This window comes from Acidovorax sp. Root219 (assembly GCF_001428665.1).
Classification (GTDB): domain Bacteria; phylum Pseudomonadota; class Gammaproteobacteria; order Burkholderiales; family Burkholderiaceae_C; genus Acidovorax.
On the sequence record NZ_LMIJ01000011.1, the window covers coordinates 479975 to 494357 of the forward strand.

Sequence of the window (14383 nt, forward strand, 5' to 3'; positions counted from 1 at the left end):
ATGGTGTACGACACCCAATGCGCCCCCGGGGCGCCCAGGAGAATCCCATGCCCACCACCGCCGACCGCCAGAAGAACGAACCCTCGGTGGACACCACCAAACGCCAGACAGCCAGCACCCCGACCAGCGGCGATGCCGATGCGCAGAACGTCCCCCAGGAAGAAAGCCCCAAGCTGCCCCATGAGCGCGACCAGTCGGTGGACATGACCCATGGCAAGCCCGACGCACAGGTGCAGCAGGCCTACCGCGACGTGCAGCGTGGCCTGCAGGACACGGACCGCGGCCCCCCAGCCGACAAGGCCTACCAGAAGCAGAAGTAGCCAGGCATTGCGCCAGCGGTGCCGCCAAGCGGTGCATCGGCGCAACACCTGCGAATCGCCCGCCACGAGCGAGCGTTGCGGTGTGGCAATCAATGGTTTGCCAGCGCAACCCATTCCCCTATACTGAAAAAATACTGAAACGGCACCCCCGTGCGAAAGACGGGTCCGCAAAGTCACCGGTCTACCGGCCCATGGAACCTGTTCCGGGGCTCACGACAGCGGAACTGCCACGTTGGATCCAGGTTGCTCAGGGGAGCTGCCGTCTCAGTTGCCGCCGCATACAACAACCGAGAGGCCGCCCCAGCGATGCAACACCGCCCAGGTCCCGCACTCGCCGTTTCTGCTCCTGATCTTCCTGCTTCGAGCGCGGGCCTGGCCATCCATGGCCGCCTTCACGGGCGCCATCCTGCACAGGGGGCTTGACTGGTATGGGCGAGGGGCTTGTCATCGGTACCCAGGACATTGCGCAGAAGGACCAGCTGGTGTTGCGCGCACTGGTTCGGCTGCTCGAAGGCGGGGTGAACATCCGGGCGCGGTTCAGTGAGCAACTTGCCGAGTGCAACGTGGTCTTCGTTCCCGGCCACTGGCCCTACCGCTTCCATGCCCCGTGTATCACCGTGCGCGTGATGGACCCCGAGGACGTGGGGGCGGCGCTGGAAGCCACAGCCGATCTCACGGTGGCCACTCCCTTGCGCATGACCAATGTCATCGCCGTCCTGCAGTCGGCCACCCAGCGCGTGCATGGCGCATCGCAGTTTGATCCGGTCAAGGGCCAGCGCGCCCTGTTCGAGCTGCTGGGCGAGCGCACCCGCATGGCCGAGCGCCGCCGCGCCGTGGTGCCCATGAGCGCCGGCCAGCAGATCGTGTTCGACTTCGTGCAGCAGCTGGTGCATACCTCCATGCCCATGGACGTGCTGCTATCGGGCGCCTATGCGCTGGGCGAGCCGCACCGCGTCAGCCCGGTGGAGGAAGAGCTCATCCGATCCGTGCCCGCCCACAGCCTGCGCCACCTGCTGTGGGGCCTGGCCATGCGGTTGGCGCAGACGGGTGCCAGCGCCCCCGAGCGCACCGGCCACTACCGGCTTTCGCGCTGGCCCGATGCAGTGGGCCTCACCGCCGCAGGCCATCCCCGCCTGGCGGCGCTGCTGACCAGCCAGGCGCTGAGCTACGAGCAGGCCTGCGCCAAGAGCGGCGTGCCCGAAGCCACCGTGCGCTGGTTCCTCGAAGCCTGCCTGGCGCTGGGGCTGGCGGTGGACGAAGGCAGCGCCGGGGCCGCATCTGCCCCCACCCAGTCCGCGGCGGCGCCAGCCGCCGTAGGCGCCGCGAAGCCTCCCAATCCACCGACCGCAGCCGGCCCACCGGGCTGGCTCGGCAACCTGCGTGAACGGCTCAAGCTATGGTGATGCCCTCCCCTGCACCTGCTGTGTCCGCAGGCACCTCCCGCGATCTCAAGATCGTCTTCACGGGGCCCATGGGCGCCGGCAAGACCACCGCGATCCGCGCCATCAGCGATGGCGAGGTTCTCTCCACCGACGTACCCATCACCGGCGGCGCCGAGCTCTCCATGCCCGGCAAGACCATGACCACCGTAGGGCTCGACTACGGCGAATGCCGCCTGGGCGACCAGTGGGTGCTCAAGCTCTTCGGCACGCCCGGGCAGGAGCGCTTTCGCTTCATGTGGGACATCCTGGGCGCGGGCGCCTTTGGCCTGATCGTGCTGGCCGACAACTCGCAGCCCGACCCGGTGGGCGAGGTGGCGCGCTACCTCAAGGCCTTCGCCCCCCACGTGCCGGCGCGGCGCACCGTGGTCGGCGTGGGCCGGCTCGACACGCACCCCTCGCCCGGCATCGTGGACTACTGCGAGCAGCTGGGCGCCCTCGGATACAACCCCCCCGTGCTCGAGGTGGACGTGCGGCGCGATGCCGACGTGCGCCTCTTGCTGTCGGTCCTGGTGAGCATGGCGGAGATCGAACATGAGTAGCAGCATTGGCAGCACCCCGGGCTTTTCGTCTGCCGGCACGGCGCTGCGCCTGGTCACCATTGCCCAGCTGGCCGAACTGTTGGGCGAACTGCAGCGCGGCACGCCCGGCATCCTGAGCGCCACCCTGGCCAGTGCCGACGGCTTCACGGTGGCCTCCACCCTCTCTGACAGCCAGGACGCCGACCGGCTCTCGGCCATGTCCGGCTCGCTCAGTGCGCTGGCCGGCGCCATGACGCGCGAGGCCGGGCACAGTGCGCCCGAGCGGCTGATCCTTGAATCGGGCAGTGGCCACATCGTCTCGATGAATGTGCCCGTGCCCTCGGGCGACCTGGTGCTCACCGTGGTCACCAACGAATCGTCGCTGCTGGGCAAGCTGCTTTGGAGCTGCCGCAACACGGCGGACCAGGTGGTTGCCGCTTGCGTTGCCACGCCGCAACCGGGCAGCGCCCCGTCTTTGTAGTTCCGTTCCCTGTTCCACTAACACCGGAGACCACGCCATGGCATTCACCCCCAAAGAACTCCTGAACCAGCTCATGCAGACCGAGGGCGCCATGTGCGCCGCGCTGGTGGACTACAACAGCGGCATGCTGCTCGAATCCGTGGGCACGGGCCTCGACCTGGAGCTGGCCGCCGCCGGCAACACCGAGGTCGTGCGCGCCAAGATGAAGACCATGAAGTCGCTGGGTCTGGCGGGCAGCATCGAGGACATCCTGATCACGCTGACCCAGCAGTACCACATCATCCGCCCGGTGGAAAAGCACGACGGCCTGTTCATCTACTACGTGCTCGACCGCAGCCGCGCCAACCTGGCCATGGCCCGCCGCAAGGTGCTCGAAGCCGAGGCGCAGACCAACATCTGACGGTCAGCTGCTGGCGCCAGGCGCGAACCAGCGCGGCAACAGCGGCAGGGCTTCTTCCAGCGAACCCAGCACGGCCACGCAGGCCTGCGCCACCTCGGGCGCTGGCTGCAGCAGGTCCGGCACCACCACCAGCCCCATGCCCGCAGCCAGGGCTGCACAGGCACCGTTGTGGCTGTCCTCGAAGGCCAGGCACTGCGCCGGCTCCACGCCCAGGCGCGCGGCAGCCAGTGCATACAGGGCCGGGTCGGGCTTGCCGCGCAGCACCTCATTGCCACCGGCTACGGCCGCGAAGTGCTGCAGCACGCCCACGCGCGCGAGGCGGTGCGCGATTTCGTCGGTGCGCGACGACGAGGCCACCGCGCACGGTATGCCCGCAGCCTGCAGGCGCGCCAGCAGCGCCGCCGCGCCGGGTTTGAGCGGGAACCGCAGTTCTTCGCTCTCCCCTTCCTCCAGCGCAGCCCGCACCGCCACCATGGCCTGCTCGAATGGCACCACCCCGCCCAGGTGCGCCTGCAGGATGGCGTGCGAATCCTGCGCCGCCTTGCCCACCACCTGCAGGTAGTCGCTTTCCCGCAGCACCACTCCCTGGGCGAGGGCCGCCGCGGTCCAGGCGCGCAGGGTGGCGCGCTCGGAATCGATGAGCAGGCCATCCATGTCGAAGATGGCGGCGGTGAAAGGCGGGTGAGGTGTCTGCATCGAAATATGATGCCTTCAGAACACCGCGCCACCTTCAAGGTCTATGGAATACACGACACGATTCACGCTGGTCTGCAAGAACGACACCGATGCCGATGCCCTGCACGCCGTCTTCAGCACCACGCCCGATGGCGCCGCGCTCGAAGCCGCCATCAAGGCCTTCTGCGCCGCCCGCAAGATCACCATCCACCCCACGGACCACTTGGGCTTCGACCACTGCGAGCGCTCGGGCCGGGTGATCGATGCAGCCTTCACCTCAGGCTCCACCGATGTCGGGGACTTCATCGGCCCCCTGTCCAAGGTCTGCCACACCCTGCATGCGGAACTGGTCGATGACGAAGTGGCGCGCAAGCTCGAATACGGCTTCATCGACGGCAAAAAGAAGCCGCCCGCCGACGTGGTGGCGCTGATGAAGACCCTGGCCCCGACCGCCCAGCTGGGCCGCGTGGGCAGGGCCATCGAAGCCGCCGAGCGCGAGCAGAACGACCCGACCTATGCCTTCATCCGCGCCATCGGCTTCTCCAAGAACCAGGCCACCGTGCAGGCCCTGCTGGAGAAAGGGGCTGACCCGAACAGCAAGTTCTCCTCCGGCTATTCCTGCTTGAACAAGGCCATCACCGACAAGCGCGTGAAGGTCGTGCAGCTCATGCTGGAACATGGCGCCGACCCCAACCTGCCGCACAAGGGTTACCCGAACCTGTACGAGGCTTGCCGGTTCTCGGCGCCCAAGATCGTGGACCTGCTGCTACAGCACGGTGCCGATCCTGACGTGCGCGAGAAGGGATCTTCGAAGACCAGCTACCCCATCGAGATCGCCATCTACTACCACCAGGCCAAGATCGTGCAATCGCTGCTGGACAAGGGTGCGAGCACCCGCGGTCTGCCTAAACTGGCCAATCTGCTGGAGTTCACGGTCACCTCGTTCGACGCCATGCACGAGAACCTGGACGGCAAGCTCGCCATCTTCAAGCTGCTGGTGCGGGACCCGGCCTGGAAGGCTGAACTGCGGGAGAACCGCGACCGGCTGACCGGCATGCTCCAGGAGTCGTTCGCTGCGTACAAGTACCAGACGCCCAAGGACCGCAAGGACTTCAACGACATCCTCGCGTTTATGGCTACCCCCTGAGTCGCTTCACGCCTTCCCCCTGGAAGGGGGACGCCCCCAGCGCGGCGGGGCGGCCCTTGCGCGGGGGCACTGGCCTTGGCCGCGCCAGTTTCATGCACCGTGGGCGGTGCATGGCGCAATGGATCACTGAAATATCCCCCGGGGCATCAACCCCGCTGCTGCAGCGCTTTCTCGATGCGGTTGCGCTGCACCGTGGTCTTGGGCACCTTGAAGGGGAACCAGCTGCGCACGTCCTCTTCGAGGCCGATGCCGTGCATGTAGTTGTAGATCGCTTTCTTGAGCGCACCGCCCAGGGCATCGTGGTCCACGCCCGTGGGGTCGTGAAAGCCGATGTCGTTCTTGGCAAAGCTCACCGGCGGCAGGGGCTCCAGCGTCACGCCGTACTCTTCGGGCGCCTTGCCCACGGGCGAGTGCACGGTGCAGGCAAAGCGGTGGAAGAAGCCGCTCTGGATGCAGCCGTTGGCGAACAGCTGGCGCACGTACTCGAGCGCGTCCACCGTGTCCTGCGCGGTCTGCGTGGGAAAGCCGTACATCAGGTAGGCGTGCACGAGGATGCCCGCGTCGGTGAAGGCCCGCGTCACGCGCGCCACCTGGTCCACCGAGACGCCCTTCTTCATCAGGTCCAGCAGCCGGTCCGACGCCACTTCGAGCCCGCCCGAGACGGCGATGCAGCCGCTGTCGGCCAGCAGCTCTGCCAGTTCGGGCGTGAAGGTTTTCTCGAAGCGGATGTTGCCCCACCACGAGATGCCCGCGTTGCGCTCGATCAGCTCGGTGGCCAGGGTCTTGAGCGCCTTGGGCGGCGCCGCCTCGTCCACGAAGTGAAAACCCGTCTGCCCTGTTTCGCGCACGATGGCCTCGATGCGGTCTGCCAGCACGCTGGCCGAGGCACCCTCGTAGCGGCTGATGTAATCGAGGCTCACGTCGCAGAAGCTGCACTTCTTCCAGTAGCAGCCGTGCGCCACGGTGAGCTTGTTCCAGCGCCCGTCGCTCCACAGGCGGTGCATGGGGTTGAGCATGTCCAAGAGCGACAAATACTTGTCCAGCGGCAGCCCGTCCCAGGTGGGCGTACCCACCTCGGCAAAGGCGATGTCCGCCTCTTGCATGTTGATGTAACGCACGGCCTGCGTGTCCGCATCGCGCACGAAGGTGCGCACCAGGCGCTGGCGCCCGCGCTGGCCTTGCACATGCTCCAGCAGCGCCAGCAGCGGGCGCTCACCCGCGTCCAGCGACACGTAGTCGAAGTAGTCGAACACGCGCGGCTCGGTCAGGTCGCGCAGCTCGGTGTTCACGAAGCCGCCGCCCAGCACGGTGACGATGTGCGGGTGCGTCGCCTTGATCGCCTGCGCAATGCGAAACGCCGCGTACACCGCGCCAGGGAACGGCACCGACAGCAGCACCACCGTGGGTGCATGGCGCTCCACTGCGGCCAGGGCCAGCGTGCGCAGGGTCTCGTCCACCAGGTTCAGCGGCCCGGCCAGGGCGGCAGCCAGCGGCTCGAAGGTGGGCTGGCTGCCCGCCAGCGACTCGGCATAGCGCACGAACTCGAAGCGCGGATCCACCGCATCGCGCAGCACGTCGGCCAGGTCGTTCAAATACAGGGTGGCCAGGTGCTTGGCGCGGTCATGCAGGCCCAGGGCGCCGAAGGCCCAGCCCAGCGGGTCGCCACCCTCGTCGTCCACGTACACGTCGAGCGTGGCGAAGCGCGGCCCCTCGGGCAGGAAGTTGCGCCCCACGATGCGGTGCGCCAACGTGGTGTCGCGCCCCTGCAAAAAGGCGATGGTCGGCGCAATGGTCGCCAGGTAGCGGTCGCGCTGCGCCGCAAAGGCCTGCACGGCAGGGCTGTGCTTCTTGGCCGGCAGCGCAGCCACCTTGGCCGCCACGGCGCGCAGGCCATCGGGCGACAGCAGCTGCAGCACCAGGGCTAGCGCCAGGTCTTCCTGCACCGCCGTGATCTCGCGCGAGCGCAGAAAGCCCGTGAGGTAGGCCGTCGACGGGTAGGGCGTGTTCAGTTGCGTCATCGGCGGGATGACGGACAGGACGCGAAGCGGTGGGGCAGACATGGGTGGGGGCGGTCAGGGCGATGCAGTGCCGCCTCGTGGGGAATCGTGGAAGAAGTGCCCGATTATCCCGCGTGACCCTTACCCAGCGGGGGCGTGCGACTTACAGGGGCTGGGGCGGCGGTTCCACCGCTGCATCCGGCGTGCCCGCCAGGTAGTTGTTCTTCACGCGCACATAGTGCTCGGCCGAATAACGCAGGTAGGCGATCTCCTGGTCCGTCAGCGCACGCTGGCGCACGGCGGGCCGGCCGATATACAGGTAGCCGCTCTCCAGCACCTTGCCGGGCGACACCAGGCTGCCCGCGCCGAGCATCACGCGATCGCCGATCACGGCATCGTCCATGACGATCGAGCCCATGCCGATCAAACACTCGTCGCCGATGCGGCAGCCGTGCAGGATCACCGCATGGCCGATGGTGACATGGCTGCCGATGATGAGCGGCGAGCCCTCGGGCTTGGCGGCATTGCGGTGTGAGACATGGCCCATGGTCAGGTCCTGCACGTTCGTGGCCTCGCCCACCACGATGCGGTTCACGTCGCCGCGTAGCACGGCGTTGCACCACACGGACGCGTCTTTGCCAAGGGTGACGTCGCCGATCACCTGGGCCGAGTCGTGGAGGAAGACGCCGGTGCCGAGCACGGGCGCGGTATCGAGGTAGGGAGCAATGGGCATGTTGTTTGTTGGTGCGACGCTGAAAGCAATGCTCCGAGCGTAGTGCAAAGTCAGTGACCGCCGCGCAGATGCACTGCGATCAGGGGCGCCACCTGCGCCGCATGCCGGTTCGCCAGGTCGTGTGCGCCACCGGGCACCACCTGCAGCCAGCTGTGCGGCAGCAGCGCCTGCAGGCGCCGGCCCACGCCCACGGGGCTGATGGCGTCGGCATCGCCCCACAGCAGCAGCGTGGGCGGCGCCAAGGTGGCCAGGGCGGCGCTCAGGTCCTCGCGGTAGTCGGCGAACCAGGTCGGCACCGTGGGGTGGGCCTGGGCGAAGGCCGGCCGCCAGTCCTGTGCGCCGTGGGCGGCCATGTCCACGCCGCCCGAGGTGGCCGCCAGCACCAGGTGCGTGACCTGGTCAGGACGTTGGAGGGCCGCCTGGATGGCCACGATGCCGCCCATGGACTGCGCGACCAGCGCCGTGGGCCGGTCGATGGCGTCCACCACCCGCGCCACCAGGTCTTCCATCCCGCGCACACGGGGGTCGGCCGGCACCGGGCCGAAGCCCGGCCAGCCCATCAGCCGGCGGGTGGCCGGGTGGTCCAGCAAGCTGGACACAGGTTGCCAGAACTGCGGGTCGCCACCGACGCCCGGGAGGAAGAGGATCTGGGAGGGTTGTTGCTGCGCTTCCATGGTCCGGCAGCATACGCCGCGCGCGCCAATTGATCAGCCCGGTGCGGCCACCGCGTAGAAGCCCAGGAACATGTCCACCGCATCTGCCAGCACCTGCTGCTGCACGGCGGGCGCCAGCGGCGGCTGGCCCATGGCCAGCTGGGGCCAGAAGGCGAAGGACTTGACCATGCCATGCAGCTGGTGGGCCGCGTAGTGGGCGTCGACCCCGGTGCGCAGGCGGCCGTCCTGCTGGGCGGCGCGCATCCACTGCGGCAGGCCTTCCTCCTTTTCGGACAGGCGTTCCACCAGGGCGCGGGCGCGCTCGGGCGTGTGCATCAGCTCGGCCATGGCCACGCGCGAGAGGTCGATGAAGCTTGCGTCATTGAGCAACTGCATCTTTTGCTCCAGCAGCGCCAGCAACTGTGCGCGCAGGGGCTGCGCGGTGTCGTAGCGGATCTCGTGCAGCGCATGGCCGCGCTCCCACAGCTTGCCCAGGATGGCCTCGAACAGCTCGTCCTTGCTCGGAAAGTGGTTGTACACCGTGCGCTTGGAGACATCGGCCGCCGCAGCCACCCGGTCCATGCTGGTGCCGGCAAAGCCATGCTCGCGGAACTCCGCAATGGCAGCCTGCACGATGGCCTCGCGCTTGCGGTCGGTCAGGCGGGTGGCAGGAGTCGTGGGCGGGGCTATGGGGCTCATAGCCGAAATTTTACACCGGGGAGTTTACTTTTTCAGAAACAACACTACACTGTGCAGTGCACTTTTCAGAAAAGGCAGTCCCCCATGTTCCGCCGCGTGCCCCGCATCCTCCTCATCCTCACCGCAATCACCGCCATGGCCTACAGCATCCTCTCCTGTGCCAACCTGCCCTCTGCCTCGTACGAGCAGTCGCCCCAGTACGTGGACGGCAAGTTCCGCAACGTTGCTCCGCGCCAGGCGCCCGGCTTCTTCAAGACGGTGGCCATCTTCTGGCGCTTTGCCACCGACAAGCCGGCCAACACCGTGCCCGCCAAGCCCATCGAGGTCAAGCCGCTCACCCAGGCCGACGTGCTGGCAGCGCCCGACCAGAGCCTGTGGCGCCTGGGCCATTCGACCATGCTGCTCAAGCTTGACGGCAAGTTCTGGCTCACCGACCCGGTGTTCTCCGAGCGCGCCTCGCCCTTTCAGCTCCTCGGGCCCAAGCGCTTCCACGCGCCGCCGCTCACCATCGACGAGCTGCCGCCCATTACCGGCGTGGTGCTCTCGCATGACCACTACGACCACCTCGATTTCGACGCCATCCAGAAGCTGGCGCCCAAGGTCGAGCATTTCCTCACCCCGCTGGGCGTGGGCGACCGCCTCATCGCCTGGGGCGTGCCGGCCGCCAAGGTGCAGCAGTTCGACTGGTGGCAGGGCACCAGCGTGGGCGGCGTGAAGTTCGTCGCCACCCCGGCCCAGCACTTCTCGGGCCGCACCCTGTCGGACGGCAACCGCACGCTGTGGGCCTCGTGGGTCATCATGGCCGGCGACACGCGCATCTTCTTCAGCGGCGACACCGGCTATTTCGACGGCTTCAAGGCCATCGGCGAGCGCTATGGCCCGTTCGACCTGACCATGGTCGAGACCGGGGCCTACGACGCCCAGTGGCCCGACGTGCACATGCAGCCCGAAGAAAGCCTGCAGGCCCACCGCGACGTGAAGGGCCGCCACATGATGCCCATCCACAACGGCACCTTCGACCTGGCCCTGCACCCCTGGCACGAGCCCTTCGAGCGCATCACCACGCTGGCCGCTGCGAGCCAGGTGCCCCTGGTGGCGCCGGTGATGGGCGAGCGGCTGGACATCCGCAACCCCTCGCTGTCGCAAAGCTGGTGGCGCAGCGTGCAGTGAGCTGATCAGCCGTCCGGCAGGCGCCTGGCCAATTGGCCCACAATCCGCGCCGCAGCCGTGATCTCGACCACGCCGAAGCCCGCGTAGCCGAACAGCCAGCCGCGCCGCTCGGACTCCATCGCATAGCGCGACAGCGGCGCCAGCATCACCCCCGCCGCCTGGGCCTGGCGGCACAGAGCCTCGTCGTCGCTGCCCGGCGCGTGCTCCAGCAGCAGATGCATGCCCCGGTCGCTGGCGGCCAGTTGCAACGCGCCGTCGCTGGCATCGGCCAGCGCATCGCGCAGCGCCTGCTGGCGTGCCTGGTACAGCTCGCGCATCTGGCGCAGGTGGCGCAGCAGGTGGCCCTCGGCAATGAACTGCGCCAGCACCGCCTGCGCATCGCCGGGCGCATGCCGGTCGGTGATGGCGCGGGCCATGGCAAAGGGCTGCACCAGCGCCGGCGGCGCCACGATGAAGCCCAGCCGCAGGCCCGGGTGCAGCGTCTTGGAAAAGGTGCCCACGTACAGCACCCGCTCCGACCCCGGCAGGCTGCACAGCGCCGGCACGCGCTGCGCGCCGTACTGGAACTCGCCGTCGTAGTCGTCCTCCACCACCCAGGCATCGTGCGTGCGCGCCCACTGCAGCAGCGCCTGGCGCCGCGCCAGGCCCATGCGCCCGCCCGTGGGGTACTGGTGCGTGGGCGTCACCACCGCCATGTGCGCGCCGGGCCAGCGCTGCGTGGCCTCGGCAATGCAGGCGCCCTCGCCGTCCATGGCCATGGGCCGGGCCCGCACGCCGTGGCCCAGCAGCGCAGCGCGTATGCCGGGGTAGCCGGGGTCTTCCACCAGCACTTCGTCGCCCACGTCCAGCAGCAGCCGCGCGATCAGGTCGATGGCCTGCTGCGAGCCCGAGCACACCACCACCTGGCCCGCATCGCAGCGGATGCCGCGCGAGGCCCACAGCCACTGCGCCACCGCCTCGCGCAGCTGCGGGTCGCCGGCCGGGTCCAGGTACTGCGCGCGCGCCGCGCGCTGGCCGGGGCCGGCCTGGCGCGCCAGGCGGTCCCACACGGCGTAGGGAAAGGTGTCCACCTCGGGCGCCCCCATGCGAAAGGCCCGCGCCACTGCCACCGGCGGGTTCCAGCGCGCCGCTGTGTCGGCAATCAGTTGGCCCCGGCGCGACAGGCCCCTGGGCGGCGCCACCAACTGCTGCTGGGTGCGGGTGGTGGCGCCCCCGGCCGCCTGCGAGACATAGGTGCCATCGCCCACACGCGCCTCCACATAGCCCTCGGCCTGCAGGCGATGCACGGCCCACAGCACCGTGTTGCGCGACACGCCCAGCGCCGCAGCATGCTCGCGCGAAGGCGGCAGCCGCGTGCCCGCGCGCAGGCTGCCCTGCTCGATGGCGCCGCGCAGGCGCTCGTAGACCTGCTGGCGCAGCGTGGCGGTGGCCACGGTGGGATTGGCTCTGGCGGTTGGCACGAATTGGCCCCTTCAATGGCTCTCTATCGCCATAAACTGAAGAACCATTGTAGGCACCACCCCCACGAAAGCATTCCCACCATGGCAGAGCACTTCGCCACCATCACCTGGCAACGCGGCAGCGACGATTTCCTCGACAAGCGCTACCACCGCGCCCACACCTGGCAGTTCGACGGCGGCGCCACCGTGGCCGCATCGTCCTCGCCGCATGTCGTGCCCCTGCCCTACTCCGATGCGGCGGCGGTCGACCCCGAGGAGGCCTACGTCGCCTCGCTGTCGAGCTGCCACATGCTGTGGTTCATGGACTTCGCCAGCCGCGCGGGCTACCGGCTGGACAGCTACAGCGATGCGGCCGTGGGCACCATGGCCAAGAACGATGCCGGCCAGCTCGTCGTCACCCACGTGCAGCTCAAGCCGGTCACCCGCTTCGATGCGGCCCACGCACCCAGCGCCGAGCAACTCGACGACCTGCACCACAAGGCCCACACCTCGTGCTTCCTGGCCAACTCGGTCAAGACGCAGATCGACTGCGCGCCCGTGCTGCAACTGAGCGAAGGGGGCTGAACCATGGCCAATGCCAACCGCCAGTTCCGCGTGGCCGACGCCGCCGTGCTGCAGTCCCTGGTGCGTGCCCAGCCGCTGGCCACGCTGGTCATCACGCGCGAAGGCGCGCTGCACGCCAACCATGTGCCGCTGTACCTCGATCCCACGCGCGGCGAGCACGGCACGCTGGTCGGTCACGTGGCGCGCGCCAACAGCGTATGGCCGCTGCTGCCGCAGACCTCCGTGGCCATCTTCCACGGGCCGCAGGCCTACATCTCGCCCACCTGGTACCCTTCCAAGGCCATCGACGGCAAGCAGGTACCTACCTGGAACTACGCCACGGTGCACGCCCACGGCCAGCTCACCGCCCTGAAGGACGACCCGGCCACGCTGCGCGCCATATTGCACACCCTGAGCGAGGCGCACGAAGCGCACCGCCCCGAGCCCTGGCGCCTGGACGACGCACCGCCCGCCTACATCGAGCAGATGATGCGCGCCATCGTTGGCATCGAGCTCGCGGTGGAGCGGTGGGAGGGCGTGTGGAAGGTCAGCCAGAACCGCACCGACGCCGACCGCGCCGGCGTGGTGGCTGGCCTCACGGCGGAGGGAACGCCTGCGGCGCTGGCCATGGCCGCGCTGGTGCGGCAGGGCGCATCAGCCTGATCAAGCGTCGAGCATCTCCACCCGCAGCGAGATCACCGGCCCGGCCACCGCCGGGTGCGCTGCCAGCGCATGCACGGCCAGGTCCACCGTGGCCTGGGCCACCGCGTCGGTCAGCACCAGCACCTGGGCGCCGCTGCCCGGGGGCAGGGCCTTGTCTGCCGCCAGCACCACTTGCGCCACCGGCACCTGCTGCGCCGCCAGCCAGGCGCCCACGGCCCCGATGTCCTGCGCCAGGTGCACGGGCACGCGCAGGTAGTGGCGCGTGTGCACGGCGGCGCCTGGCAGCACGGCCAGGTGCTCGTCCACCGCATGGGCGTGAAAGCCCAGGTGCGGCACGCGCTGCGCCGCGTTCGTGCCGTCGAGCCGCGCCACGTCCACCAGGTCGGCAATCACGGCTGATGCGGTCTGCTCCGATCCGGCGCCCGCGCCGTAGTACATCGTCACCCCGGCCGCATCGCCCTTGACCATGATGCCGTTCATCGAACCGTTCACATGTGCCAGCAGGTGCGTGGCCGGCACCAGCGCGGGCTGCACGCGCAGCTCCACGCCGTCGCTGCGCTTTCGCGCCACACCCAGCAGCTTGATGCGGTAGCCCAACTGCTCGGCGCACGCCACGTCCAGCCCCTGCAGCGCGGTGATGCCCTCCACCTGCGCGTCGGCAAAGCGCACCGGCATGCCGAAGGCGTTGGCCGCCAGCAGCGTGATCTTGTGCGCCGCGTCCACGCCCTCGATGTCGAAGGCGGGGTCCGCCTCGGCATAGCCCAGGGCCTGTGCCTGCTCCAGCGCCTGCGCAAAGCCCAGGCCCTCGTCGCGCATCTTGCTCAGGATGAAATTGGTGGTGCCGTTGATGATGCCTGCCACCCACTCGATGCGGTTGGCCGTGAGGCCCTCGCGCAGCGCCTTGATGATGGGGATGCTCACGGCCACCGCCCCCTCATAGGCCAGCGCTACGCCATGCTGGCGCGCGGCGGCAAACAGCTCGTTGCCATGCACCGCCAGCAGCGCCTTGTTGGCCGTCACCACGTGCTTGCCCGCCGCCATGGCCGCCAGCAGCCATTCGCGCGCCGGGCCGGTGCCGCCCGCGGCCTCCACCACCACGTCCACATCGGGGTGGGTGGCGACCTGCATCGGGTCGTTGGTCAGTGCCACGCCCGTGCCCACCACGCCGGCCGCGCGCGCCAGGTTGCGCGCCGCCACCACCACCACCTCGATGCCACGCCCCGCGCGGGCCGCAACCACGTCCTGGTTGCGTGCCAGCACGCGGAAAGTTCCTGCGCCTACGGTGCCAATGCCGATCATGCCCACGCGCAGCGGGCGGGTGGCAGCAGGCATGGCCATGGTCGTGGCAATGCTGTGCTGTGCAGGCTGAAGGGACTGGACGGGATCGCGGTACATAAAGAGCTTCCTTCTCCGGGTTGCTGGCTGCCAGGCAGCCAAAAAACAAACGAACAAAACAAAAAACCCAGCTGCCAGAGCTGGGTT

At 68.8% G+C, this 14383-nt stretch carries 16 protein-coding genes and 1 riboswitch; of the genes, 9 read left to right on the forward strand and 7 right to left on the reverse strand.

What is annotated here, in order from left to right:
* Positions 1-47 precede the first annotated feature (47 nt).
* The 5 genes from ASE28_RS12990 (at position 48) to ASE28_RS13010 (ending at position 3161) form a co-directional block, all read left to right on the forward strand.
* Positions 48-320 (forward strand): hypothetical protein, encoded by a 273-nt coding sequence (locus ASE28_RS12990; protein WP_057200458.1) that lies wholly within the window; start codon positions 48-50, stop codon positions 318-320.
* A gap of 131 nt (positions 321-451) precedes the next feature.
* Positions 452-552, forward strand: a riboswitch (cyclic di-GMP riboswitch).
* A gap of 196 nt (positions 553-748) precedes the next feature.
* Positions 749-1723: a hypothetical protein gene (locus ASE28_RS12995; protein ID WP_057266888.1), complete on the forward strand. Its 975-nt coding sequence runs from the start codon at positions 749-751 to the stop codon at positions 1721-1723.
* Positions 1723-2301 carry an ATP/GTP-binding protein gene (locus tag ASE28_RS13000; protein ID WP_057267294.1) on the forward strand — a complete coding sequence of 193 codons (579 nt, stop codon included), beginning with the start codon at positions 1723-1725 and terminating at the stop codon, positions 2299-2301. The genes ASE28_RS12995 and ASE28_RS13000 overlap by 1 nt, the downstream gene beginning before the upstream one ends.
* Complete coding sequence (locus ASE28_RS13005; RefSeq protein WP_057266889.1) at positions 2294-2761, forward strand: roadblock/LC7 domain-containing protein; 468 nt, start codon at positions 2294-2296, stop codon at positions 2759-2761. The genes ASE28_RS13000 and ASE28_RS13005 overlap by 8 nt, the downstream gene beginning before the upstream one ends.
* A gap of 37 nt (positions 2762-2798) precedes the next feature.
* A complete protein-coding gene (locus ASE28_RS13010; RefSeq protein ID WP_057200462.1) occupies positions 2799-3161 on the forward strand; it encodes a hypothetical protein in 363 nt (120 codons plus the stop codon).
* 3 nt (positions 3162-3164) lie between these two features.
* Here ASE28_RS13010 and ASE28_RS13015 read toward each other — a convergent pair whose 3' ends face one another.
* Positions 3165-3857 carry an HAD family phosphatase gene (locus ASE28_RS13015; protein ID WP_057266890.1) on the reverse strand — a complete coding sequence of 231 codons (693 nt, stop codon included), beginning with the start codon at positions 3855-3857 and terminating at the stop codon, positions 3165-3167.
* A 43-nt stretch (positions 3858-3900) separates the two neighbouring features.
* Here ASE28_RS13015 and ASE28_RS13020 point away from each other — a divergent pair, with 43 nt between their 5' ends.
* Positions 3901-4983 carry an ankyrin repeat domain-containing protein gene (locus ASE28_RS13020; protein WP_057266891.1) on the forward strand — a complete coding sequence of 361 codons (1083 nt, stop codon included), beginning with the start codon at positions 3901-3903 and terminating at the stop codon, positions 4981-4983.
* A gap of 146 nt (positions 4984-5129) precedes the next feature.
* On the opposite strand, the gene ASE28_RS13025 is transcribed toward ASE28_RS13020, so the two are convergent.
* The 4 genes from ASE28_RS13025 to ASE28_RS13040 form a co-directional block, all read right to left on the reverse strand.
* Positions 5130-7043: a radical SAM protein gene (locus tag ASE28_RS13025; protein WP_200963941.1), complete on the reverse strand. Its 1914-nt coding sequence runs from the start codon at positions 7041-7043 to the stop codon at positions 5130-5132.
* Between the two features lie 100 nt (positions 7044-7143).
* Entirely contained in the window at positions 7144-7713 is a 570-nt protein-coding gene (locus ASE28_RS13030; protein ID WP_057200465.1) for a gamma carbonic anhydrase family protein, read from the reverse strand.
* A gap of 50 nt (positions 7714-7763) precedes the next feature.
* On the reverse strand, positions 7764-8387 hold the full coding sequence (locus ASE28_RS13035; RefSeq protein ID WP_057266893.1) for an alpha/beta fold hydrolase: 624 nt from the start codon (positions 8385-8387) through the stop codon (positions 7764-7766).
* Between the two features lie 33 nt (positions 8388-8420).
* Complete coding sequence (locus tag ASE28_RS13040; RefSeq protein WP_057266894.1) at positions 8421-9065, reverse strand: TetR/AcrR family transcriptional regulator; 645 nt, start codon at positions 9063-9065, stop codon at positions 8421-8423.
* 84 nt (positions 9066-9149) lie between these two features.
* Between ASE28_RS13040 and ASE28_RS13045 the strand changes: the two genes are divergently transcribed.
* Entirely contained in the window at positions 9150-10235 is a 1086-nt protein-coding gene (locus ASE28_RS13045) for an MBL fold metallo-hydrolase (protein ID WP_157421959.1), read from the forward strand.
* Positions 10236-10240: 5 nt separating this feature from the next.
* Here the strand turns inward: ASE28_RS13045 and ASE28_RS13050 are convergent, their stop codons facing one another.
* Complete coding sequence (locus ASE28_RS13050) at positions 10241-11695, reverse strand: PLP-dependent aminotransferase family protein (protein ID WP_057266895.1); 1455 nt, start codon at positions 11693-11695, stop codon at positions 10241-10243.
* Positions 11696-11776: 81 nt separating this feature from the next.
* Between ASE28_RS13050 and ASE28_RS13055 the strand changes: the two genes are divergently transcribed.
* On the forward strand, positions 11777-12259 hold the full coding sequence (locus tag ASE28_RS13055; RefSeq protein WP_057266896.1) for an OsmC family protein: 483 nt from the start codon (positions 11777-11779) through the stop codon (positions 12257-12259).
* Between the two features lie 3 nt (positions 12260-12262).
* Positions 12263-12901, forward strand: a complete 639-nt coding sequence (locus ASE28_RS13060) for an FMN-binding negative transcriptional regulator (RefSeq protein ID WP_057266897.1) — start codon at positions 12263-12265, stop codon at positions 12899-12901.
* On the opposite strand, the gene ASE28_RS13065 is transcribed toward ASE28_RS13060, so the two are convergent.
* On the reverse strand, positions 12902-14296 hold the full coding sequence (locus ASE28_RS13065; RefSeq protein ID WP_057266898.1) for a homoserine dehydrogenase: 1395 nt from the start codon (positions 14294-14296) through the stop codon (positions 12902-12904).
* Between the last annotated feature and the right edge of the window lie 87 nt (positions 14297-14383).